The sequence below is a fragment of the Halomonas urumqiensis genome (genome assembly GCF_003028575.1).
GTDB lineage: Bacteria > Pseudomonadota > Gammaproteobacteria > Pseudomonadales > Halomonadaceae > Halomonas > Halomonas urumqiensis.
Genome location: NZ_PYUD01000006.1, coordinates 1 through 20,653 on the forward strand (window position 1 = coordinate 1; position 20,653 = coordinate 20,653).

Annotated in this window: 24 protein-coding genes and 1 rRNA gene; 12 read left to right on the plus strand and 13 right to left on the minus strand. The window is 63.9% G+C overall.

The window, feature by feature from the left end; translation table 11 throughout:
• Nucleotides 1-9: 9 nt before the first annotated feature.
• Together rrf and C6V82_RS14090 are read left to right on the plus strand one after the other, a co-directional pair.
• Nucleotides 10-125: ribosomal RNA gene (rrf, locus tag C6V82_RS14085) — 5S ribosomal RNA — on the plus strand.
• Nucleotides 126-392: 267 nt separating this feature from the next.
• A complete protein-coding gene (locus tag C6V82_RS14090; protein ID WP_102587001.1) occupies nucleotides 393-587 on the plus strand; it encodes a hypothetical protein in 195 nt (64 codons plus the stop codon).
• A 90-nt stretch (nucleotides 588-677) separates the two neighbouring features.
• Here C6V82_RS14090 and C6V82_RS14095 read toward each other — a convergent pair whose 3' ends face one another.
• The gene (locus C6V82_RS14095) at nucleotides 678-1,487 is read right to left on the minus strand and encodes a Tim44 domain-containing protein (RefSeq protein ID WP_102587000.1); all 810 of its coding nucleotides are present in this window, start codon (nucleotides 1,485-1,487) and stop codon (nucleotides 678-680) included.
• Between the two features lie 138 nt (nucleotides 1,488-1,625).
• Here C6V82_RS14095 and C6V82_RS14100 point away from each other — a divergent pair, with 138 nt between their 5' ends.
• Nucleotides 1,626-2,198 (plus strand): isochorismatase family protein, encoded by a 573-nt coding sequence (locus C6V82_RS14100; protein ID WP_102587005.1) that lies wholly within the window; start codon nucleotides 1,626-1,628, stop codon nucleotides 2,196-2,198.
• Nucleotides 2,199-2,225: 27 nt separating this feature from the next.
• Here the strand turns inward: C6V82_RS14100 and yaaA are convergent, their stop codons facing one another.
• Together yaaA and C6V82_RS14110 are read right to left on the minus strand one after the other, a co-directional pair.
• Complete coding sequence (gene yaaA, locus C6V82_RS14105) at nucleotides 2,226-3,005, minus strand: peroxide stress protein YaaA (protein WP_102586999.1); 780 nt, start codon at nucleotides 3,003-3,005, stop codon at nucleotides 2,226-2,228.
• 118 nt (nucleotides 3,006-3,123) lie between these two features.
• Complete coding sequence (locus C6V82_RS14110; protein ID WP_102586998.1) at nucleotides 3,124-4,155, minus strand: NADP(H)-dependent aldo-keto reductase; 1,032 nt, start codon at nucleotides 4,153-4,155, stop codon at nucleotides 3,124-3,126.
• Between the two features lie 272 nt (nucleotides 4,156-4,427).
• Here C6V82_RS14110 and C6V82_RS14115 point away from each other — a divergent pair, with 272 nt between their 5' ends.
• Nucleotides 4,428-4,943, plus strand: a complete 516-nt coding sequence (locus C6V82_RS14115; RefSeq protein WP_102587004.1) for a tetratricopeptide repeat protein — start codon at nucleotides 4,428-4,430, stop codon at nucleotides 4,941-4,943.
• A 66-nt stretch (nucleotides 4,944-5,009) separates the two neighbouring features.
• Nucleotides 5,010-5,510, plus strand: coding sequence for a hypothetical protein (locus C6V82_RS14120; RefSeq protein WP_229843219.1), 501 nt, complete (start codon nucleotides 5,010-5,012; stop codon nucleotides 5,508-5,510).
• Between the two features lie 122 nt (nucleotides 5,511-5,632).
• On the opposite strand, the gene C6V82_RS14125 is transcribed toward C6V82_RS14120, so the two are convergent.
• A complete protein-coding gene (locus C6V82_RS14125) occupies nucleotides 5,633-6,532 on the minus strand; it encodes a LysR family transcriptional regulator (protein WP_102586996.1) in 900 nt (299 codons plus the stop codon).
• Between the two features lie 161 nt (nucleotides 6,533-6,693).
• Between C6V82_RS14125 and C6V82_RS14130 the strand changes: the two genes are divergently transcribed.
• The 4 genes from C6V82_RS14130 to C6V82_RS14145 are packed head-to-tail and all read left to right on the plus strand — an operon-like array spanning nucleotide 6,694 to nucleotide 11,346.
• Nucleotides 6,694-7,659: a TAXI family TRAP transporter solute-binding subunit gene (locus C6V82_RS14130; RefSeq protein ID WP_102586995.1), complete on the plus strand. Its 966-nt coding sequence runs from the start codon at nucleotides 6,694-6,696 to the stop codon at nucleotides 7,657-7,659.
• A gap of 21 nt (nucleotides 7,660-7,680) precedes the next feature.
• Nucleotides 7,681-9,579, plus strand: a complete 1,899-nt coding sequence (locus C6V82_RS14135) for a TRAP transporter permease (protein WP_180978226.1) — start codon at nucleotides 7,681-7,683, stop codon at nucleotides 9,577-9,579.
• The gene (locus C6V82_RS14140) at nucleotides 9,576-11,009 is read left to right on the plus strand and encodes an acyclic terpene utilization AtuA family protein (protein ID WP_102586993.1); all 1,434 of its coding nucleotides are present in this window, start codon (nucleotides 9,576-9,578) and stop codon (nucleotides 11,007-11,009) included. Before C6V82_RS14135 ends, C6V82_RS14140 begins: the two co-directional genes overlap by 4 nt.
• Entirely contained in the window at nucleotides 10,990-11,346 is a 357-nt protein-coding gene (locus C6V82_RS14145) for an AtuA-related protein (RefSeq protein WP_102586992.1), read from the plus strand. Before C6V82_RS14140 ends, C6V82_RS14145 begins: the two co-directional genes overlap by 20 nt.
• 57 nt (nucleotides 11,347-11,403) lie before the next feature.
• Here the strand turns inward: C6V82_RS14145 and C6V82_RS14150 are convergent, their stop codons facing one another.
• The 8 genes from C6V82_RS14150 to C6V82_RS14185 all read right to left on the minus strand — a co-directional run bounded on the left by C6V82_RS14150 (nucleotide 11,404) and on the right by C6V82_RS14185 (nucleotide 16,228).
• A complete protein-coding gene (locus C6V82_RS14150; protein ID WP_102586991.1) occupies nucleotides 11,404-12,375 on the minus strand; it encodes an NAD(P)H-quinone oxidoreductase in 972 nt (323 codons plus the stop codon).
• Nucleotides 12,376-12,425: 50 nt separating this feature from the next.
• Nucleotides 12,426-12,980: an LOG family protein gene (locus tag C6V82_RS14155; RefSeq protein ID WP_102586990.1), complete on the minus strand. Its 555-nt coding sequence runs from the start codon at nucleotides 12,978-12,980 to the stop codon at nucleotides 12,426-12,428.
• A 59-nt stretch (nucleotides 12,981-13,039) separates the two neighbouring features.
• The gene (locus C6V82_RS14160; protein WP_102586989.1) at nucleotides 13,040-13,561 is read right to left on the minus strand and encodes a DUF501 domain-containing protein; all 522 of its coding nucleotides are present in this window, start codon (nucleotides 13,559-13,561) and stop codon (nucleotides 13,040-13,042) included.
• On the minus strand, nucleotides 13,533-13,859 hold the full coding sequence (locus tag C6V82_RS14165; RefSeq protein ID WP_102587003.1) for a hypothetical protein: 327 nt from the start codon (nucleotides 13,857-13,859) through the stop codon (nucleotides 13,533-13,535). The genes C6V82_RS14160 and C6V82_RS14165 overlap by 29 nt, the downstream gene beginning before the upstream one ends.
• 88 nt (nucleotides 13,860-13,947) lie before the next feature.
• Nucleotides 13,948-14,418 carry a Cys-tRNA(Pro) deacylase gene (gene ybaK, locus C6V82_RS14170; RefSeq protein WP_102586988.1) on the minus strand — a complete coding sequence of 157 codons (471 nt, stop codon included), beginning with the start codon at nucleotides 14,416-14,418 and terminating at the stop codon, nucleotides 13,948-13,950.
• Nucleotides 14,415-14,822: an acyl-CoA thioesterase gene (locus C6V82_RS14175; RefSeq protein WP_102586987.1), complete on the minus strand. Its 408-nt coding sequence runs from the start codon at nucleotides 14,820-14,822 to the stop codon at nucleotides 14,415-14,417. The genes ybaK and C6V82_RS14175 overlap by 4 nt, the downstream gene beginning before the upstream one ends.
• A 61-nt stretch (nucleotides 14,823-14,883) precedes the next feature.
• Nucleotides 14,884-15,696 (minus strand): hypothetical protein, encoded by an 813-nt coding sequence (locus tag C6V82_RS14180; RefSeq protein WP_102586986.1) that lies wholly within the window; start codon nucleotides 15,694-15,696, stop codon nucleotides 14,884-14,886.
• Nucleotides 15,697-15,793: 97 nt separating this feature from the next.
• A complete protein-coding gene (locus tag C6V82_RS14185; RefSeq protein WP_102587002.1) occupies nucleotides 15,794-16,228 on the minus strand; it encodes a hypothetical protein in 435 nt (144 codons plus the stop codon).
• Nucleotides 16,229-16,268: 40 nt separating this feature from the next.
• Here C6V82_RS14185 and C6V82_RS14190 point away from each other — a divergent pair, with 40 nt between their 5' ends.
• A complete protein-coding gene (locus tag C6V82_RS14190) occupies nucleotides 16,269-17,456 on the plus strand; it encodes a MalY/PatB family protein (protein WP_102586985.1) in 1,188 nt (395 codons plus the stop codon).
• A gap of 61 nt (nucleotides 17,457-17,517) precedes the next feature.
• Here the strand turns inward: C6V82_RS14190 and C6V82_RS14195 are convergent, their stop codons facing one another.
• Nucleotides 17,518-18,453, minus strand: a complete 936-nt coding sequence (locus C6V82_RS14195; RefSeq protein ID WP_102586984.1) for a thioredoxin family protein — start codon at nucleotides 18,451-18,453, stop codon at nucleotides 17,518-17,520.
• Nucleotides 18,454-18,530: 77 nt separating this feature from the next.
• On the opposite strand from C6V82_RS14195, the gene C6V82_RS14200 reads away from it, so the two are divergent.
• Both C6V82_RS14200 and C6V82_RS14205 read left to right on the plus strand, forming a co-directional pair.
• Nucleotides 18,531-19,301 carry a DUF3750 domain-containing protein gene (locus C6V82_RS14200; RefSeq protein WP_102586983.1) on the plus strand — a complete coding sequence of 257 codons (771 nt, stop codon included), beginning with the start codon at nucleotides 18,531-18,533 and terminating at the stop codon, nucleotides 19,299-19,301.
• A 187-nt stretch (nucleotides 19,302-19,488) separates the two neighbouring features.
• A complete protein-coding gene (locus C6V82_RS14205) occupies nucleotides 19,489-20,526 on the plus strand; it encodes a GlxA family transcriptional regulator (RefSeq protein WP_102586982.1) in 1,038 nt (345 codons plus the stop codon).
• Nucleotides 20,527-20,653: the final 127 nt, after the last annotated feature.

Sequence of the window (20,653 nt, forward strand, 5' to 3'; positions counted from 1 at the left end):
CCCTTTTCGCCTGACGACCATAGCGAGCGTGAACCACCTGATCCCATGCCGAACTCAGCAGTGAAACCGCTTAGCGCCGATGGTAGTGTGGGGTTTCCCCATGCGAGAGTAGGTCATCGTCAGGCACTTATTCAGACAACACCCCAGCCATTGGCTGGGGTGTTGTCGTTTGGGGGGGGTCCCCATGGAGAGTCCCGGAGCCCGGCGCGATCATCGTCAGGCACTTCTTCAGACAACACCCCGGCCATCTTGGTCGGGGTGTTGTTGTTTGTACGGAAGAGTTACACGAGGTTGCAGGCGGTAGTTGTGATTCGTCGGCTTGGCGGCTAGTGTTTTCTGGGTATTACGCAACCTCGGTACACAGGAACAGCCAATCTCAGGAGGAGATGACGATGACCAAAGCAATGCTCAAGACACTCGGAATGGCCATGCTGATCGCCTTGATGGCAGGTGGACTGGCGGCCTGCGAAGAGGAGCAGGGGCCGGCCGAAGAGGCGGGAGAAAATATCGACGAGGCAATGGAAGATGCTGGGGAAAGCGTCGAGGAAATGGGTGAGTCCATTCAGGAGGGCGCCGAAGGCGAGTGACTCAAGGCTCCAGAAACATGTTTCATAACCAACAAGTCCGGGCAGATGCCCGGACTTGTTGGTTATGGAGGTTTCTTTGGCATTGGTCTGTCAGCTGTTCTGTTCGATGCCCTGTACGTACCAGGGAGCGCCATCACGCAGGTCACGTACCAGATGCCAGGTTTCGTTGAACTCGTTATGTTCTCCGTTCTCATCGAGAATGCCATGGAAGATGACCGTGGCTTCGGCCTGTGGACCTGCCTCGCGGACACTTCCAAGCTCGGCGAACAGGCGTACGACCTCGGTACGATTGTTGGCGGGATGCCTGTCACGCTCTTCGCGCAGCACATTGTAGAGTGCTGGCGTGACGTACTCCTGTATGCCCGCGAAGTCGTTATTGTCCCAGGCCCGCTGCAGGGTCATGAAGTGTTCCTTGGCCGCGCCAAGGAAGCGCTCGCGATCGAACCACTCCGGCGCTCCGGCAAAGGCCATGCCCGATGCCGTTGCCTGTGAATCGGCCTGGAAGGCCTGGGGCTGGTGAGCGGCGGGTTGCTCGGGGGTAGTGCCATCCGCCATGGCGGGGCGTCGGCGAGCGAACAGGCGCAATAATAGAAAGCCGATCAGTGCCACCACAAGGATGTCCATCAGCCGCAGCTCGTCGAAAGCTCCACCGAAGAACAACGCAGCAAGAAGGCCACCAGCGAGCAGTCCCCCTAGCATGCCGGGCATCCGTGAACCCGTGGCCCGGTTTTGACCTTGACGGGCCGGGGCCGCTTGGTTGGGTGTTGCGGCGGGACGATCCGCGGACCGGGAGAAGCTGCCGACGTTGCCGCCGCCACCGAGACGGCGTGCTTCGGCGAAGTCCATGGCCGGACCAATGCTGAGCAGACCAACCACCAGCATGACAAGTAACTGACGCATCGAGGGAATCTCCTGGTGAGTGACGCAGTGATGTGTTGCGGGAGTATTGCAGCGGAAGTGGTCTTGTCGAGAGACGCTTCACTGCCAAGCATTCTACCCACTATGCTGGTTGCTCACGACAAGAACCGGGAGCAAGCCATGCGTCTGACAAGCGAACAGAGTCTGGTATTGATCGTCGACATGCAGGCGGGACTATTGCCGGTGATCGAGCATGGTGATCAGGCAGCGCGCGAGGCTGGTTGGCTGGGGGAGTTGGCGATGTCCATCGACGTGCCTGTCTGGCTGACCGAGCAGTATCCACAGGGCCTGGGCGGCAGTGAACCAGCGCTGCTCGAGGCGCTACCCAACTGCCGCGTATGGCAGAAGCTGCATTTCGATGCCCATGCTGAACCTGAGTTCGCCGAGGCTCTGAAGGCGAGTGAGCGACGTCAAATCGTCATCTGCGGTACTGAAGCCCATATCTGCGTGATGCAGACAGGGCTTGGTTTGCTGGAAGCGGGTTACGAGGTCTATTGGGTGGTTGAGGCTTCGGCCAGCCGGCGGGCCGCAGAGGCGACGCTGGCGAAGGAGAGAATGGTGCAGGCAGGTGCGGTTGCGGTGAGCGCCGACATGGTAGCCTACGAGTGGTTGCATCGCTGTGATGATGAGCGTTTCAAACAGGCGCACCGACGCTTCCTGAAGCCACGAGCCTCACGTGCGCTGGACTTCTGATGGGTCGAATACGGTCATAGCGCAACGTCACGCATCTGCTTCGGCGCGGGTGAACACCAGTGTGTCGCCTTCCGAGAGGTTGGCGTTGAAGTGATAGCCCGCCACGTCGAAGTCCTTGAGCCCTTCCGGGTCATCGAGGCGATGCCGGATCATCCAGGCAGCCATTAGCCCGCGCGCCTTCTTGGCATAGAAGCTGATGATCTTCAGCTTGCCGTTCTTTTCGTCCTTGAACACCGGTGTGATCACCCGGCTCTGGAGCCTTTTGGTGTCGATTGCCTTGAAGTACTCATTAGAGGCCAGGTTGACCAGCACGTGGCTGCCACTGGCCTTGATGGCGCGATCCAGTTCTTGGGTCAGGGTGTCCTTCCAGAAGGCATAAAGGTCCCTGCCCGCCGGGTTTTCTAGGCGCGTGCCCATTTCCAGCCGGTAGGGCTGGATCAGATCCAGGGGGCGTAGCAAGCCATACAGCCCTGAAAGTATGCGCAGGTGCTGCTGGGCGAAGGCGTTGTCATCGTCGTTGAAGGTGCTGGCCTCGAGGCCGACGTAGACATCGCCCTGGAAGGCCTGGGCCGCCGGCTTGGCATTATGGCTGTCGAAAGGCGGCTGCCACTCGGCAAAGCGCGCGGCGTTGAGTCCGGCGAGCTTGTCGCTGATACCCATCAGATCACTGAGCTGCTGCGGTGAATAGCCGCGGAGGATCTCGATCAACTGCTGGCTGCTGTCGAGAAAATCTGGCTCTGAATGGATACCCGTAGTTGCCGGAGTCTCGAAGTCCAGCGTCTTGGCGGGCGAGATAACGCTCAGCATGGGGCGCTCCTGTGCCTGTGGGTGAGAACCGCCAAGTATACCAAGTGCCTGGCTGGTGGTGGGCTATCGCGATGATAGCCCTCCACCGGCGGCAGATACTCCAGGATGACCGGTGTGATCAGGGGCAGGGGTTGGAGAGTCGCGCGTGCACATCGTCAATGGCGTCGAGCACTTCCTGGTCTAGCTTGAGCGATTCACTGGCCAGGTTGCTTTCCAACTGCTCCATGGTGGTGGCACCGATGATATTGCTGGTCAGGAAGCTGCGTGAATTGACGAACGCCAGGGCCATCTGTGCCGGGTCGAGTCCATGTTCACGGGCGATATCGACATAGGCGCGGGTCGCCTCTTCAGCCACCGGCGAGGTGTAGCGCTTGAAGCGCTCGAAGAGCGTCAGGCGGGCCTTGGCTGGGCGAGCGCCATCAAGGTATTTGCCGGAAAGAACCCCGAACCCCAGAGGGGAGTAGGCCAGCAGGCCAACCCCTTCGCGATGGGCAATCTCGGCCAGACCCACCTCGAAACTGCGGTTGAGAAGGTTGTAGGGGTTTTGCACGGAAGCGACCCGCGGCAGGCCATGGGTGTCGGCGATGTGCAATGCGCGCATCACCCCCCAGGGCGTGTCATTGGAGAGCCCGATGGCGCGGATCTTGCCGGCATCGACCAGCTCCTTGAGAGCGGAAAGGGTTTCCTCGAGCGGCGTGGCGTCTTCTTCCTCCTCATGGGTGTAGCCAAGCTTGCCGAAGAAGTTGGTACGACGATCTGGCCAGTGCAGTTGATAAAGGTCGATGTAATCGGTCTGCAGGCGAGCGAGGCTATCATCGACGGCTTGGCGCAGGTGGTCTCGAGTATGGCGTGGCCCATTACGGATATGGTCGAGGCCGGGGCCCGCCGCCTTGGTGGCAATGATCACGTCGTCGCGGGAGCCGCGCTGCTTTAGCCAGTTGCCGATGTAGGCTTCTGTGCGCCCTTGGGTGTTGGCCAGCGGGGGCACCGGATACATTTCGGCAGTGTCGATGAAGTTGATGCCAAAGGACACGGCACGATCAAGTTGTTCGTAGGCCTCGGCTTCGCTGTTCTGCTCGCCGTAGGTCATGGTGCCAAGGCAGAGTCGGCTGACTTCGATGCCGGTATTGCCAAGTGGTCGCGTCTGCATCCGTTACTCTCCGGGCCAGGAATCGTGTGTGGAAATCATCGACTGGTTGGTGTTCATGATAAGTCACAGTCTGGTTCGAATTGGCATGGTAGCGGCAGGTCGGCCACGGCCGCAAATGCAGGGCTTGAGTCATCGCTGTGCCAGGCGTATGCTGGCCGCCCGTTACGCCCCGGGGGAGCCTGGGGCGTTGGTCGTCATTGCAGGCGAATGACGCCGCGCACAGGGTGGTGCGCCCCGTCATCATCACGATAAACAGGATTCGGTTGTTGGCCATGACCCAGGCATCATCTCTGTTCACTCGGCTCGAATATCGCCTGGCGGAGCAGCTTTTTCATACCCGTTGGCTGCCTCGCTCGCCGCGCACCCAGCGGCTGACCATGCATCTCTTTCAGCGTTGCGCCGATGCTGGCCATACGGCCGCATTATCGGTCTACGGCCATATGCTGTTTCATCGCGGCATGAGCCCGCAGGACAAGGCTCGCGGCGCTCGCTACGTGCTTGAGGCCGCACATGCTGGCGATGCACGTGCCCAGTATCAGGCCGGCCAGATTCACGAACATGGCTGTGCACTCTATCCGCGTCGCGATGACCATGCGGTTACCTGGTACGCACGTGCGGGCGAAGCAGGTCACCCACTTGCCGCCAGCCGCCTCTCGCGGGCTTACCGCGAAGGCCAGCTCGGACTGCCGGTGGATGACGAGCGCGCTGACTATTGGCAGCAGCTGGCGGACCAGGCCGGCCGGTTGTCCGAGGTGCTGGACAGCAGTGGAGCCGAAACGCGACACTAGGCCAATCGTCGGCCGGGCCCATCCCGGTCACCTGACCGGAACCCTGCCTCGAGGATGTTGCCTTCCGTGACGTTACCGACTCTGCTCGATATCGAAGCGTCCGGATTCGGACGCGGCAGCTACCCCATCGAGGTCGGCCTGGCACGTCCTGACGGCAGCAGCTGTGCCTTTCTGATCCAGCCACTCGAGGAATGGACCCATTGGGACCCCAAGGCCGAGTTGCTGCATGGCATCTCGCGAGGCCGTCTGGCGCGAGAAGGTTATCCGGTACGGCAGGTAGCGCGCTGGTTGAACGACGAGCTCGATGAGATCGGCATCGCCTACAGCGACAGCTGGGGCTACGACAACACCTGGCTGTCGTTGCTGTTCCACCATGCCGGCATGCTGCCGGCATTTCGTCTCGAGGCACTGCGCATGTTGCTGAGCGAAGGCCAGCTCGAGATCTGGCACGAAACCCGCGAAGCGCTGATCGAAGAGCTGGGCATATACCGCCATCGCGCCGGCGAGGATGCCCGGCTATTGCAGCTCACCTACCAGCGGACTCGCGAACTCGCAGGCAAAGGCTAAGGCGATCGCATCTCACCCCAGGTATTCCCTTCTCGCATTCCCCACATCTCCCTTGCTCGTGTTCGTCTCCACTTGGCACGATGAGCGAAGCCATCATGTGCGGTCTGACAGCCTGTGATGAGTCAAGCGATTGTTTCCCGACCGGCGGCGATGATCATCTCGCGAAGCGCCACCGAGGCCGTGGAAAGAGCGCGCCGGCGATACTGCACGATGCCGAGCGGGCGTCCCACGTCGGGTGATACCAGGGGGCGGTAGTCGATGCCGTGGGTGACGATTTGGCGGAAGCTCAGCTTGGGCAATACGCTGATGCCTACGCCGGCCGCCACCATGCGCCCCACGGTGGCGATTTGGCTGGCATCGCAGATGATATCGAGCGACCGACCCACCTCGGCCATGATGCGGTCGATGACCTGACGTGAGCTGGAGAGGCGGTTGATGCCGATGAAGGGGAAGTCAGCCAGTTCCTGCCAGGCGATGCGTGAGTGTTCCAACAGTGGGTGGCCCAGCGGGCAGACCACCACGTAGCGATCCTCCAGCACCGGCTCGAAGGCGAGATCCTCCGAGTCGACTGGCGGTACCGAGAGTCCCAGGTCGGCACGCCCCTCCCGCACCATCAGGTTCACCTGCTCGGCGAGTACGTCGTGCAGGGCGAAGTTGATGCGCGGATAGCGGGCATGGAAGGTGGCGATGACCCCTGGTAACAAGCCGGCGGCCAGGGTGGGCAGCGCCGCCACCGCCACCTTGCCACGCTTCTTCGAGAACAACTCGTCGAGATCCTCGAAAGCCACGCTCCAATCATTCAGCAGGCGAATCGCCACCGGCAGGAAGGCTTCACCCTCCGGTGTGAGGGTGAGCTGTCGGGTGCTGCGTGAGAACAGTGAACCACCCACCGTCTCTTCCAGCTTGCGCAGGGCGATCGAGATCGCTGGCTGGGAGAGGTGGATACGCTCACTGGCTTCGGCCAGGCTGCGCGACTGGGCCACCGCGACGAAGGCGTCGAGCTGTCGGATGCTGGGGTTCATTTATAAAGTAAAACACGTTTTAAAAACAATTCAATGTACAAAACATAGCAGGGTTGGCCACTCTGCACACAGCGGCACTCGCCCGAGTCGCGCTTCACGCGGTGCCGCTATCCAACACGATTCTCTACAAGAACAAGCCCACACCGGGCTAGGAGCCAACCATGAAAACGCTGCTCACCGCCGTCGCCGCCAGCGCCGCACTCTTCGCCGCTGCTTCCGCTCCCGCTCAGGAGCGCCTGCTGATTGGGTCGACCTCCAGCTCGTCGAGCCACTACGGTTACTTCGTGGCGGTCAATCAGATCATCAACGGTGAACTCGAAGGGGTCAGCTCCTCCGTTGCCGAGACAGGGGCCACGGTCGACAATCTGCGCCGGCTCAGCCGCAATCAGATCGACATGGGGCTGGTGACGACCAATACCGGCTATCACGCCTATGCGGGTCTTGGGGACTTCGAGCAGCGTCCGGTGGACACCCGCCTGCTATGGGTATACACCGTCGCGCCGCAAAACGTGGTGATGCGCGAAGATGCCGGCGTCGACAGCATGGAAGGGTTGGACGGTGTGCGCCTCAATCCGGGGATCACCGGCTCGGCCACCGAGAGCACCACCGAGGCGGTCATGGAGACGCTTGGCATTTCTCCCGACTATGTGCGTGGCTCCACCACCGATGTGGTCGACTCCATCAAGGATGGGCGCATCAACGGTTACGTGAAATCCGGGGTGGGCAACCGCCTGGATGGTTCGACCATGGATATCGCCACCTTCACGCCGATCAATGTGCTCTCACTCAGTGACGAACAAGCTGACACCCTGCGCAGCGAGATGCCCGACATCGCCGTCGTGGACATCCCCGAAGGCGCTGCGGACGGTATCCCCAGCTTCACCACCTGGGCCTTCGGCGTGGCCGTGCATGCGCATCCGGACATGGATGAAGAGACCGCCTACCAGATCGTCAAGGCGGTGATGGAGAACCTCGAGCCCCAGGCCAATGCCTTCTCGGCGGTCAAGGATGCCGACCTGGCACAGATGACCCTCGATGTCGGTACCGTTCCCCTGCACGCCGGTGCGGCACGCTACTTCGAAGAGCAGGGAATGGAGATTCCTGAAGCCCTGCAGCCCGCCGAATAACGGCTGCCGGAGGAGATCTTCATGCGCGAGCATCTGATCCGGGGGCTGGCCCTCACACTGGGTGGCCTGATCCTCTATACCGCCGCCACCGGTCCTTTCGAGAGCCTGGTACAGCGCGGAATCTTCCTCGCACTGGTCATCTTGCTGGGGCTTGCTGTCTATCCGCTGGGGGCCGGCAAGCGCTGGCGACCGCTGGGCCTGGCGTTCGACCTGATCCTGGCGGTTGGCACTGTGCTCGCCTGCGGCTACGTGGTGATGAACTACGAGCGCATCCTGGTAGAGCTGCCCTGGGCATCCACTCGCGACATGCTGTTCACGGGCGTGCTGTTGGTGGCGATACTCGAGCTGTCGCGGCGCGCCATCGGCGTGATCTTCCCGCTGCTGGTGGTGGCCGGCCTGGCCTATGCCTGGTTCGGCGCGGCCATTCCCGGACCGCTCGGACACCGAGGCTTCGACCTGGCCTACATCACCGAGACCATCTATCTCGGTGATCTCGGAGTGTGGGGCATGTTGGTCGGCGTGGCTGCGACCACCATCGCGGCGTTCGTGCTGTTTGGCAGCCTGCTGCTGCATACCGGTGGCGGCCAGACCTTCATGGACATGGCGTTGCGCATCAGCGGACGCTCGCCGGGTGGCGCTGCCAAGGTGGCCACGGTCGCCTCTGGGTTGTTCGGCATGGTAAGCGGCAGCGCGGTGGCCAACGTGGCCACGACCGGCAATTTCACCATTCCCATGATGAAGCGCCTCGATTATCCGCGGCCCTTCGCCGCCGGGGTCGAGGCCGTCGCTTCGACCGGGGGACAGATTGCACCACCGATTCTCGGCGCGGCGGCTTTCATCATGGCCGAGATTCTGGGCGAGAGTTACCTGCGTATCGCCCTGGCGGCGTTGCTGCCGGCGATTCTGTTCTATCTGGGCGTCTTTCTGACCATTCATCTGGTGGCGCGACGGCGCGACCTCCGCGTGGTACCTGGCGATGAGCTGCCTGGCTGGCACGACGTGTTGCGCCCCGAGCGCATCGTGCCGATTCTCGCGGCATTGGGCGGGCTCTTCTACGGTGTGCTAAGCGGCCGCTCCATACAGCTATCGGCGTTCTACGGCATCTTGATGACGGTGCTGACGTTCGTGCCGTTCTCGCTGTTCGCGAAAATGCCGCTCCGAGAGATTCTCGCCAAGCTGCTTTCGGGGTTGATGGATGCCGGCAAGGGGATGGTGATCATCGGCGTGCTGCTGGCCGGTGCCCAGATTCTGGTGGCGATGATCGGCATGACGGGCATCGGTGTGACGCTCGCCAGCTTGATCGTCAATGTGGGGGGCGAGTCGCTGTTCCTGGTGGCAGGCATCGTGGGCGGCGTGTGCCTGATCCTCGGCATGGGCATTCCGACCACCGCCGCTTACGTCCTGGTGGCCTCGGTGCTGGCGCCGGCGTTGACCACCATCGGTGTGGAGCCGCTGATCGCACACCTGTTCGTGTTCTATTTCGCCACTCTCTCGGTCATCACGCCGCCGGTGTGCGTCGCGGTGTTCGTCGCCTCGGGCATTGCCGGAACCAACTGGCTACCGGCAGCCGGCGAGGCCGTGCGCCTGGCGGGAGCGATCTACGTCATTCCCTTCCTGCTGCTGATTTATCCGGCCCTGGCCGGTTTCGGCGGCGCTGTCGATATCGCATTGGCGAGCTGCCAGGGCGTGGTCTTCGTGCTGGCCTTCGCCTCGCTGGTCTCCCGGGTGGCGATCACCGGCCACCGTGCGCTGGATATCATCGGCCTGATCGTGGTGATCATCCTGGCGCTTACGCCGGGTTGGGTCACCACCGCGGCCGCGTTGCTGACGCTGGTGGGCATGTATGCCCTGCACCGGCGCCAGCCGGGAAATGCCGGCCCCACTAAGCATGACGTTCCCGCCAAGGAGACCCACCCATGACATTCCTGTTGGGCAGCGGTGCCGGCTTCTCCGGCGACCGCACCGATGCCGCCATTCCCGTCGTGGCGGAGCTTGTCCGGCGCGGCCAACCTGCCGCGCTGCTCTTCGAGACTCTGGGGGAGCGCACTCTGGCCGCCGCCCACAGGGCACGGCATGACGACGCGGGGGGCGGCTTCGAGCCGCTGCTCGATGAACTGCTGGAACCCGTGCTCGTCGATTGCCTGGACAATGGCATCACCATCCTTGGCAACTTCGGCGCCGCCAACCCCGCGGGTGCCTGTGAGCGAGTCCGCGTTCTGGGCGAAAGGGCGGGGCGGGCCGAACTCCGCATCGGCCATGTGCAGGGCGACGACATCCGCTCGCGCCTGTCCGGTATCGATCTGCAGAACTGGGAGACGGAGAGCGGCGAGATGCCTGATGAGGCAGCGCTGATCTCGGCCAATGTCTATCTCGGCGCCGAGCCCCTGGTCGAGGCGCTGAGCCTGGGCGCCGAGGTGGTAGTGACGGGGCGTGTGGCCGACCCGTCGCTGTTCCTGGCTCCGCTGATACATCATTTCGGCTGGCAATGGGACGACTGGGATCGCCTGGCCGCGGGCACCATGGCGGGGCACCTGGGAGAGTGCGGGGCCCAGGTGAGTGGCGGCTATTTCGCCGACCCGGGGCTCAAGGACGTGCCTGGCCTCGCCACGGTGGGATATCCCATCATCGAAGTGGAGAAGGACGGCAGCCTGGTGGTGACCAAGCCGCCCGGCACTGGCGGCTGCGTGACCGAACGCACGGTGAAGGAGCAGCTTCTCTACGAGGTACATGACCCGGGCAGTTACCTGACGCCTGACGTGATCGTGGATATCTCCGACGTCCGGGTCGTCCAGGTGGGCCCCGATAGGGTCGCGGTCAGTGGCATTCGGGGCCGACCGGCGCCAGAGCGGCTCAAGACCACCGTCTGCTACGCCGGCGGCTGGCAGGGCGAGGCGGAGATCTCCTACGCCGGCCCCAATGCCCTGGGCCGTGCGCGACTCGCCGCGGAGGTGCTTCGCGAAAGGCTCAGTTTTCGCGTACCGCCTGAGCTGCACTCGCGTCTCGACATCATCGGCCACGCCAGCGTCTTCGACAGCGATGCAGGTGACCTGCAGCGGCTGGCAGCGGGGGCTGAGAACGGCGACTACCGCCTGCGGCTCGCTGCCGGGCACCCCGAACGGCGCTGGGTGGAACGTGCCACCCAGGAGCTGCTGGCGCTCTATTGCGCCGGCCCCGCCGGCGGGGGCGGGGTGAGGCGCCAGTTCCAACGTCGTGTGTGTACGGCCTCCTACCTGGTCAAGCGCAGCGATGTCGACGCCTTCGCCACGCTCTATGGCGCTGCGCGGAACGACACCAGGCTGCACAACGCCATTCCGCACAACGAGGGGAGCCATGATCATGGTGCACAGTGAAGATGAGATCACGGTATCGTTACACCGCCTGGCGCATGCCCGGGCGGGCGACAAGGGTGAACGGCTGAACCTGGCGTTGTTCGCCTACGACCCGTGCCACTTCGAGGTTCTCATGGCTCAGGTCACCGAGGAGCGGGTGCGGGCGCTGTTTGCCCATCGCGGCGTCAGCCGGGTACGGCGCTACCCACTGCCGGGCCTGGCCGGGATGAACCTGGTACTCGATGATGTGCTGCAGGGTGGGGTCAACGGGGCGTTGAACCTCGACGGCCACGGCAAGACACTCTCCTTCCTGTTGCTCGGCATGGAGATCGCCCTGCCTGTGACGGCCAAGGTCTGAGCAGGCATATACGGTGCCTGGCCTTCGGATCGGCTCGGGCCGGCACCAGACATTCGGTCACCGCTCTCCACTGACCTCCAGTAACAGCTTGCCGACATTGGCATCCTGCTGCATGTGCGCGTGAGCGGCTTCTGCTTCTGCGATCGGCCATGTGCGGTCGATCAGCGGGGCGATCTCGCCATTGGCCAGCTGTGGCCACACCTGTTCGTGCAGGGCAGAGAGGATCCTGCCCTTGGCGTCGGCAGGCTTGGCGCGCAGGGTCGAGCCGATCACCCGCTGACGCTTCATCAGCAGGCGGCCCATATCCAGCTTGGCGTGGCGCCCGCCCATCAGGCCAATCACCACCAGCCGGCCATCGGCATTGAGCACTGCCTGGTTGTCGGGAAGGTAACTGGCACCCACCGGGTCGAGGATCATGTCGGCACCGCCCCACGCCTTGACGGTCTCGACGAAGCTGCCGTGATGGCGGTTCCAGCCGTCTTCGGCGCCGAGTTCCCGGCAGCGGGTGAGTTTCTCGTCGCTGCCCGCAGTGACGAAGCAGGGCTGACCGAAGGCCCGGCATAATTGAATGGCGGCGGTGCCCACCCCGCTTGCCGCGGCGTGCACGAGAACTCGCTCACCGGGCGCCAAGGCGCCCTCCATGAACAGGTTGAGCCAGGCGGTGGCGAAGACTTCCGGCAGGGCTGCCGACTGGCGCAGATCCAGTCCATCGGGCAGCGGCAGTAACTGGCGCTCATCCACCACGACCTCCTCGGCATACCCGCCGCCATCGAGCAGGGCGCAGACGCGCGTACCCACCTGATACTGCCTCACTCCTGAGCCTGTCTCGATAACGCTACCGCTGACCTCCAGGCCAAGAATTTCGCTGGCACCGGGGGGCGGGGGGTAGCCGCCCGCACGCTGCATCAGGTCGGCACGGTTCACCCCTGCCCAGGCGACACGCAATCGAACCTGGCGCTCGCTGAGGGGCCCGGGGGATGGCGCTTCGTTCCATGCCAGGGTGTCTGCGTCGTGTGCAATGGCGTACATGGGATCTCCTGAGCGATGAGCCAATAGGGTGGGCGGGCGAGCCTGACCACTCAACGGGGCATGGCAAGCCTGGCTTCCAGTACGTCCAGCAGCGCTTCCGGTTCGGCGGCGTCGATCAACTCGGCGCGTGTCCGGCCATTGAGGAAGCCATGTTCCACCGTGCTGTCGAGAAAGGACAGCAATGGCGCATAGAAACCGGCGGTATCCAGCACGCCGATCGGTTTGTCATGCAGGCCAAGGTAGTGCCAGGTCCAGGCCTCGAAGAATTCCTCCAGGGTGCCGATGCCTCCTGGCAACACGACGAACGCATCGGCATGGCCCGCCATGCTGGATTTGCGTTCATGCATGTTGCGCACGCGAATCAGCTCGGTAAGGCCGTGGTGAGCCTGCTCGCGCTCGACCAGATGATCGGGCATCACGCCAATCGCTTTGCCCCCCGCCGCCATGGTGGCCTCGGCCAGGGCGCCCATCATGCCGATCCGAGCACCGCCGTATACCAGGGTGTGGCCGCGCCGGCCCAGGGTCTCACCGAAGCGTCTCGCGGCGGCGAGGAATTGTGGGTCACGGCCATCCCGTGAGCCCAGGTAGACACAGAATTTCGACATGCGGATCTCCTTGGCGGGCCATCATTCTGGCGCGCGGCGTCGCCATCGTACTGGATCGCTCAGGGCAGGCAGTCGGCCACACCGTACTCGGTATCCAGCCACTGACCGATGACATTGTTGCCGCACAGGTGGTGAGCATACTGGGTATGCAGGCAGCGCACCTGATCCCAGTTGGCGATGCCGCCGATACCGCGCTCGCGCAACACGTTCTCATAGCCCAGCCGCTTTACTTCCGCTTGCTGGGCGTCGCTCATCAGGCGCCAGCGAGCCTCGACATAGTCGCGGTGGCTCTGGTGGTAGGCAGCCAGGAAGTCGGGGTCCTGTTGCAGGCGAGTCTCGAGCTGCTTGATCACTCCGGCGGCTTCGATATGCGAAATCTCGACCTTCAGCCGCTCGGAACTCAGCCAGTAGAGCGTCGGAAACGGCTTGCCATCGACGATGGGCGCCATGCGCAGCACCAGCGGCGTCCCCTCGCCATCGGTGGCGGCCACCGCCTCGATGCCACGGGGTGCGCGGCCCAGTTGCTCGGTGATGATGGCCAGCTGGTGGGTATCAGGAGTCTGATCGGTGCGGATCACCATCGCTTGGGTCCCGTACAAACTTGTTCGAACGCCCCACGGCCAGGAAGAAGGCGCGATTGAGCTGCTCCGGGGTTGGCACATAGCGCCACTCCCGCTCGCAGTATTCGCCTGCCCGGGCCATCAGGACATCATGGAGTCGATTGAACGGCGCATCATAATCGTAAGGGTCTGCCCCGAACAAGCGGATATGCGGGTAGTCGGCGAAGCGCTCCATGAAGTAGCGAATGAGGTCCGCCTCGACGGCACGGTGTCTGGCAATGTTGTCGGGATAAAGCCAGAGGTCGTAGCGGATGGCCATGATCGCCTCCTTTGGAAAAGTCGTGTGGCGGGGCCTTTTTACCGACACATGCGCCATGGCACTAGGACCGCATCACCGGCTATTCGGCTCACGCCCTGGCGATGGGGGCCAGGTGGGCATCGGTCAGCTGGATCAGGTCGGCCGGGGCGAGACGAATCTCCAGGCCGCGCCGTCCACCACTGATGTGCATGGCAGGCAATGTCTCGGCGCTTGCGTCGATGAAGGTGGGGTGGCGCTTCTTCTGGCCAAGCGGACTGATGCCGCCCACCACGTAACCGGTGGCGCGTTCGGCCTCGCTGCTGTCGGCCATGCTGGCCTTGCGCGCCTTGGCTGCGCGCGCCAGGGCCTTGAGGTCGAGCTGGCCGCCGACCGGCACGATAGCGACCACCAGCCGGCCGTTGTCGAGAGTCGCCAGCAGGGTCTTGAACACCTCGTCAGGGGAAAGCCCCAGCACGCGCGCCGCCTCCTCGCCGTAGGCGGGAATGGTCGGGTCGTGGGTGTAGCTTTTGAGCTCGAAGGCGACGCCTGCCTTTTCAAGCGCCTTGACTGCTGGCGTCATGCGTTTGCCGTCTCCTTCACCAGGTGTGCCTCGAGCGCCTCGCGGAGCTCACCTTCGATGGGCACCGAGCGCTTGGCCTGATGGTCGAACTGTACCATCACCGTATGCCCGCGGTTGGTCATCTGCCCAGCCTGCCACGCCTCCTGGGTCACGGTGAACGAGCTATTGCCCAGCCGCGTCAGGTAGGTGCGGATCTCGATGTCGCTGCCGTAGTGCAGCTCCGCGTGGTAGTCGATTTCCATGCGCGCCATGATCAATTGCCATTTGCGCGGGTCAAGGTCAGGCGTGAACAGCCTGAAGATATCGTTTCTGGCCAGCTCGAACCAGGCCGGCAGGCGCGTGTTGTTGATGTGGCCCAGGGCATCGGTGTCGTAGAAGGCGGGTTCGATGGTTCGCGTGAGCATCGGCGTGTTCCTTGTCATTGGCATGGCTCGCCTGTCAGCTTTACCCCGAGCAAGCGCTCGGTCAAGTTTCGGTGGCCAATCGCGCCTGGCGCCATGCCCGTACTCTGGTCCATATCAACAGCCACAGCGTCGCCACCCCGAAGCCTGCCAGGGTGCCCAGGGCGATGCCCAGCGTGTCGTAGGTCAGCGAGACACATAGTGCATAGCACAGCAGTGAACCGAGCCCCGCGGGGTAGTGCTTGATTACTGTGGCCACCGGGCCAGCGCCTTGGGTCAGGTGCAGTATCACCAGGAACGGGTACATGGTCACTGGAAAGGCGGCCATCACGCCGGCCCAGGCCGCAGGCAGCACGTGGGCCAGCCCGGTGATGGTGAAGATGATCGCCGAGGCAAGCAAAGCGCGCATCACAAGGCTTTGCCAGCCCGTGGTGCGTTGTCGGCTGGCGGGCCTGTCGGGGACGCGACGGTACAGGTGAATGAACACCGCGATGGCCACCAGCGTGGTCAGCGTGCCGGTCACGCGGTTGAACTCGATCTGCGTCAGCACCAGGCTCGCGGCGAGAAAGGCGACGACCCCTCCGGCGGTGCCGGCCAGTACACCGGTCAGGCCATCACGACGACCACACAGCAGGTAGCCGCCCCCCAGGGCCAGGGTGGCGGTGAAACCGGCCAGCGTATGCACGGCGCTCTCGGCGGCAAAGCCGGGGGAGAGCTCCAGGCCGATGAAGAATAGTGCGATAGCGGTGCCCAGGGGGTAGCCGGCGAGCAATCCGGCCACGCGGGGACTGACCCGCACGGCGATAGCGCCGAGCCCGAGTACCATGCCGATGGAAACGGCGAGTTTGACCAGCTGCCAACCGAGGGGAACATCCATGCGTTGTCTTTGCCTTCTAGCGTTAGTCTTCCAGCTGTCGTCTTTCGGCTTTCGTGAAACCGCGGGCCATTATCGCAGCTGGAACATTGCGTGAGGATTAGACCAAGCGCAAACCCTGACGGTCGGTCCAGGCCGCCTTGAGGGCGGCGGCAAGCGCTGGTTGCAGGTGTTTGGGCAGGGCCTTCTCGGCGGTCTCGAAATCGCTGAAGTCACGGTTGCGCAACCAGCTGTATGCCCAGGCGCATGCCTCGTCGTCGCTTTGTGGCACAGGACGCGCCGGCATCTGCACCAGCAGAAAGGTGGCGGTACGCGCCGCCCATAGCGGGATGTCATCTCCCGCCTCGGGCTCGCACCAGGCAGCCAGGGTCGCGGCGTCCGGGGTAGCTTCGGGCATGCCGAGCTTGGCCACGCGGGCGGTCTCGGCAAGCAGCAGGGCGAGCCGCTCGGGGTCGCCCTGGCCGAGTTGCCGCCACTGGTCGATCAGCGCCGGCATGCCGCGGCGAACCTTGGCATAGAAGCTGCCTTGGGGCATGGTTTCCATCATTGTGGTTGTCTCACCCAGGAGAATTGACATGGAGTTCGATTTTGCCACGCCTATCGAGCGTCGCCACCCCAAGGGGCACGGGGCGCCCGCCGACTGGGCATCGCAGAAGTGGCACCGCTACGCTGACGACGTACTACCACTGTGGGTTGCCGATATGGATTTCGCCTCCCCGCCAACGGTGGTCGACGCCTTGCAGGCTCGCGTCGCACATGGGGTGTTCGGTTACGGGCTGGTGCCCGATTCGCTACGGCACAGGCTCTGCGAATGGAGTGCGCGGCATTATGACTGGCCCATCGACCCCGAATGGCAGCTGTGGCTCCCCGGGGTGGTGCCGGCCATTCACCTGGCAAGCCTGGCACTGACCGAGCCGGGCGACGGTGTGTTGACGATCACCCCCATCTATCCCCCTTTTCTCAAGGTGGCCGAGCGCACCGGGCGGCTTGCCCAGCAGGCGGCGATGGCGCCGCCAGTCGCCCCCGGCGAACCCTGGCGACTGGATATCGACGCCCTTGAGGCGGCGATCACCCCGCGCACACGCCTGCTGCTGTGGTGCCATCCGCATAATCCCACCGGGCGGGTGTGGCGCGAAGACGAGCTCGCCGGGCTTGCCGCGCTGGTCGAACGCCATGACCTGTATGTGGTCTCCGACGAGCTGCACTGTGATTTGCTGCTCGAACGCGACGCTCGGCATCGGCCACTTGCCGCGGCATTTCCCGCTCTTGCCGCTCGCACCATCACGCTTTGGGCACCTTCCAAGACCTTCAACCTGGCGGGGCTGACCACGGCCTGTGCGGTGATCCCCGATGCTGACCTGCGTGCCCGATATGCCGCCGTGGTCAAGGGGTTGCAGCCGGATGGCAATGTGCTGGGGCTGGTGGCGGCCGAGGCGGCCTATGCACACGGTGAGCCCTGGCGACTGGCGTTGCTCGAAGTGCTCAGGGGCCATCGCCAGCGCTTGGTCGAGCGGGTAGCGCAGTGGCCGGGGGTGACCATGAGCGAGCCGCAATCCACGTACCTGGCCTGGCTCGACCTGCGCCAGGCACCGAGGCTCGCCGGCCACCACGCGCCTGAAATCATGCTGCGCGAGCAAGCCGGTGTGGCGTTGTCCGGTGGCGGCGACTTCGGCGCGCCGGGATTTGCCAGGCTCAACTTCGGTACCACCGAACATCAGCTGGAGGCCGCGCTGGCCCGCCTCGACGGGGTGCTGGCATCATGAATCCTGACATCTGACCCATGGCCGCCACCTTAGCGGTGGCGGGGATGGCGCAAGTAGCGGCTCAGTACAGCAGGGCGAACAGCTTGCGGCGGTAGGTCACGGTCAACGGATGATCGGCACCCAGGGCATCGAACACGCGCAGCAGGGTCTTGCGAGCCGCATCGTCGCCATAGGCACGATCGCGCTTCATCAGGCCGAGCAGCGCTTCCAGGCCTGCCTCATAATCGCCATCGGCGACCCGGCGCAGGGCACGCTTGAAGTGCGCTTCACTGTCGTCGCGCTCGCTCAGGGCGGCAAGTTCCTCGTGACTGGGAGCCTCTTCGCCGAACTCGATGCTGGCGCGAACACCCCGCGCCGCCGGCGCATCGCGGTCCTCGGGGGGCAGGTTGTCGAGCAGCGTGCGGGCCTCAGCCGCGTTGCCCTGTGCCACCAGCGCACGAGCCAATGCCACCTGATAGGGGATATGCTCGGGATTCTGCTGAACGAGCTCCTCGTAGAGAGTACGAGCCGTGGTGGGATCGCCCGCTTCCAGCGCCTCGGCGGCCTGATCCTCCAGGCTCGCCGGTGCATCTTCGGGGGCCGGGAAGTAGCGTTCCAGCCATTCGCGGATCTGCTTCTCGGGCAGTGCCCCCTGGAAATGATCGACCAGGCCGCCCTGGCTGATGAGCTTGACGTCGGGCACCGAGCGCACGCCGAGCTGGGCGGCAATCTCCTGATTGTCATCGATGTTGAGCTTGGCGAGGATGAAGGCACCCTGATACTCGATGGTCAGCTTCTCGAGTATCGGCATCAGGTTCTTGCACGGCTCGCACCACGGCGCCCAGCAGTCCAGCAGCACGGGGACCTGCATCGAAAACTCGAGGATCTGCTGGATGTTGTCGCGACCGACATCGATGATCAGCTCGGCACCCTGGCTGTTATCAGCGGTGGCCGGTGCCTCTTGAGTGGCGGGTTCGCCGGTGAGTGGTTCGCCGGTGCGGGGGTCGACAATCGGCATGATCGGAGGCCTTCTAGGCAATGAGTTTGTCGTGAATATGTGGGCCAAGCCCAGCCGATTCAAGGGGAGGGGCGAAGATGAGGCGATTGATGCGTCTGCTGAGCGGGCTTGCCCTGGTGCTTGCCCTGTTGCTGGCCGGGCCAATGTGGATGCTGGCTACCGAGCAGGTAACGCTGCGCGGCAGCTGGGCCTCGGCGGGGCGTGAGCCGGCAGGGCTGGCGCCGGATGCCAGTGATAGCCCGGAGGCGGTGGTGCAGGTGATGGCCGCACGCACCTGGGGCTGGCGTGGTGCCTTCGGCGTGCATACCTGGATCGCCACCCGCGAGGTGGATGCCGAGAGCTATCGAATGCATCATGTGTTGAGCTGGCGGCGCCCCGCGTTGGTGACCCAGCTTACGCCGACCCCTGACCGGGCCTGGTATGGCAACCCGCCGACGCTGCTGGCCGACTATCGAGGAGAAGCTGCCGAGGCGTTGATTCCCGAAATCGAACGGGCCGTCGCGGCCTATCCCGCGGCCGCCACCTATCGCGCCTGGCCCGGCCCCAACAGCAATACCTTCACTGCCTGGGTCATTCGCCAGGTGGATGGGCTGGAGGCAACGTTGCCGGTTACCGCCATCGGCAAGGATTACCTCTTCACCGGCCTTGTCGCCCCAACGCCGGGTGGTGGAGGGGTGACGGCCTCGCTGGGGGGGCTGGTAGGCCTGACCGTGGGGCGAGCCGAAGGCCTCGAGATCAACCTGCTGGGGCTCTCGCTGGGTGTTGACGTGCAGCGCCCCGCATTGAAACTGCCCGGGGTGGGGCGCCTTGGCATGGCGCCAAGGATCAGCGGGCAGGGAGGCGAGTAGTCATGTTCGATGCGTGGGTCAGACACCATCCACTCCCGGGCGTGATGTCTCCGGAATCGAAACATGTGGCCTCCGACTGGCCCGGCCCGTGCTTGAATGCCATGGGTCGCATCACGATGCTGAACTCCATGTGGTTCATGTGATTGAATCATAAAAGTTTTTATTGATTGGAGAGTGCCACTCCACCATGACCCATGTCGTCGAAGTGCCGGCACTGTCCGTGGGCTTCGTGTTACTGCACCGCTTCACGCTGCTGCCCTTTGCAGCCTTCGTCGACTGCCTGCGCCTGGCCGCTGACGAGGGGGACCGTTCACGGCAACTGCGCTGCCACTGGACATTCATGACCCGTGATGGCCAGGCGGCACTCTCCAGTTGCGGGGCTGCCATCACGCCTTGCGAAGCCTTTCGCGACCCTCTGGAGTTCGACTACATCGTGGTGATCGGCGGCGTTCAGGATCAGCGTGAGCGGACGGATACCTCGGCGCTTGGCTACCTGCGCGAGGCGCAGGCGGCCCAGGTGCCTCTGGTGGGGCTGTGCACCGGTGCCTTCGCGCTCATCCAGGCTGGCGTGATGGCCGGACGGCGCTGCTGTGTGAGTTGGTACCACCACGCCGAGTTGGTGCGGCGCTTCCCGGGTGTCGAACCGGTGGCCGACCGCCTGTTCATCGATGAGGGTGATCTGCTCACCTGCGCGGGCGGCGCAGCGTCTGCGGATCTGGCCGCCTACCTGGTCGAGCGGCACCTGGGCAAGGCCTGGGCCATGAAGAGCCTGCATATCATGCTGCTCGACGAGGCTCGACCGGGGCATCACCCACAGCCCCAGCCGGTGGTGTTCGGCAAGATCGAGGATCGGCTGGTGCGGCGCGCCATCGCCTTGCTCGAGCAGCACCTGGGCGAGGCGGTTTCCATGGAGGCGTTGGCGGGGCGCGTCGGCACCTCGCGTCGAAACCTGGAGCGCCGCTTCCGTGAGACGTTGGGCGTGAGCCCCCAGAAGTTCGCGCGTGATCTGCGCCTGCATTATGGTCAGTGGCTGTTGCACTACACCGGCAGCAGTGTCACCGAGATCGCCGAGCTCTGTGGTTTTGCTGATGCCGCTCACTTTTCGCGCCACTTCCGCAGTGCCTTCGGTGTCTCCCCCTCCGCGATGCGCAAGCGCGCCGGAGAGCCGGGAAGCGTCCAGGTAGACCCCTTCTTCCTGCATATTGAGGGGCGCCCGGTGCTCTGACATACGGCATCCGTGCAAACCCGAACGTTCATCCCTCTCCTGTACCACGTCGCTTACCCTGCATGATGGCATGTGAGTGGGGCCATGGTGCGTGCCCCGTTCAGGAAAGCTGTCGCATCCGTTCAAT

Excerpts from the sequence above, each read along its gene's own strand:
- C6V82_RS14090 (WP_102587001.1), top strand. The coding sequence starts at position 393 with ATGACCAAAGCAATGCTCAAGACACTCGGAATGGCCATGCTGATCGCC.
- C6V82_RS14095 (WP_102587000.1), bottom strand. The coding sequence starts at position 1,487 with ATGCGTCAGTTACTTGTCATGCTGGTGGTTGGTCTGCTCAGCATTGGT.
- C6V82_RS14100 (WP_102587005.1), top strand. The coding sequence starts at position 1,626 with ATGCGTCTGACAAGCGAACAGAGTCTGGTATTGATCGTCGACATGCAG.
- yaaA (WP_102586999.1), bottom strand. The coding sequence starts at position 3,005 with ATGCTGAGCGTTATCTCGCCCGCCAAGACGCTGGACTTCGAGACTCCG.
- C6V82_RS14110 (WP_102586998.1), bottom strand. The coding sequence starts at position 4,155 with ATGCAGACGCGACCACTTGGCAATACCGGCATCGAAGTCAGCCGACTC.
- C6V82_RS14115 (WP_102587004.1), top strand. The coding sequence starts at position 4,428 with ATGACCCAGGCATCATCTCTGTTCACTCGGCTCGAATATCGCCTGGCG.
- C6V82_RS14125 (WP_102586996.1), bottom strand. The coding sequence starts at position 6,532 with ATGAACCCCAGCATCCGACAGCTCGACGCCTTCGTCGCGGTGGCCCAG.
- C6V82_RS14130 (WP_102586995.1), top strand. The coding sequence starts at position 6,694 with ATGAAAACGCTGCTCACCGCCGTCGCCGCCAGCGCCGCACTCTTCGCC.
- C6V82_RS14135 (WP_180978226.1), top strand. The coding sequence starts at position 7,681 with ATGCGCGAGCATCTGATCCGGGGGCTGGCCCTCACACTGGGTGGCCTG.
- C6V82_RS14140 (WP_102586993.1), top strand. The coding sequence starts at position 9,576 with ATGACATTCCTGTTGGGCAGCGGTGCCGGCTTCTCCGGCGACCGCACC.
- C6V82_RS14145 (WP_102586992.1), top strand. The coding sequence starts at position 10,990 with ATGATCATGGTGCACAGTGAAGATGAGATCACGGTATCGTTACACCGC.
- C6V82_RS14150 (WP_102586991.1), bottom strand. The coding sequence starts at position 12,375 with ATGTACGCCATTGCACACGACGCAGACACCCTGGCATGGAACGAAGCG.
- C6V82_RS14155 (WP_102586990.1), bottom strand. The coding sequence starts at position 12,980 with ATGTCGAAATTCTGTGTCTACCTGGGCTCACGGGATGGCCGTGACCCA.
- C6V82_RS14160 (WP_102586989.1), bottom strand. The coding sequence starts at position 13,561 with ATGGTGATCCGCACCGATCAGACTCCTGATACCCACCAGCTGGCCATC.
- C6V82_RS14165 (WP_102587003.1), bottom strand. The coding sequence starts at position 13,859 with ATGGCCATCCGCTACGACCTCTGGCTTTATCCCGACAACATTGCCAGA.
- ybaK (WP_102586988.1), bottom strand. The coding sequence starts at position 14,418 with ATGACGCCAGCAGTCAAGGCGCTTGAAAAGGCAGGCGTCGCCTTCGAG.
- C6V82_RS14175 (WP_102586987.1), bottom strand. The coding sequence starts at position 14,822 with ATGCTCACGCGAACCATCGAACCCGCCTTCTACGACACCGATGCCCTG.
- C6V82_RS14180 (WP_102586986.1), bottom strand. The coding sequence starts at position 15,696 with ATGGATGTTCCCCTCGGTTGGCAGCTGGTCAAACTCGCCGTTTCCATC.
- C6V82_RS14185 (WP_102587002.1), bottom strand. The coding sequence starts at position 16,228 with ATGCCCCAAGGCAGCTTCTATGCCAAGGTTCGCCGCGGCATGCCGGCG.
- C6V82_RS14190 (WP_102586985.1), top strand. The coding sequence starts at position 16,269 with ATGGAGTTCGATTTTGCCACGCCTATCGAGCGTCGCCACCCCAAGGGG.
- C6V82_RS14195 (WP_102586984.1), bottom strand. The coding sequence starts at position 18,453 with ATGCCGATTGTCGACCCCCGCACCGGCGAACCACTCACCGGCGAACCC.
- C6V82_RS14200 (WP_102586983.1), top strand. The coding sequence starts at position 18,531 with ATGAGGCGATTGATGCGTCTGCTGAGCGGGCTTGCCCTGGTGCTTGCC.
- C6V82_RS14205 (WP_102586982.1), top strand. The coding sequence starts at position 19,489 with ATGACCCATGTCGTCGAAGTGCCGGCACTGTCCGTGGGCTTCGTGTTA.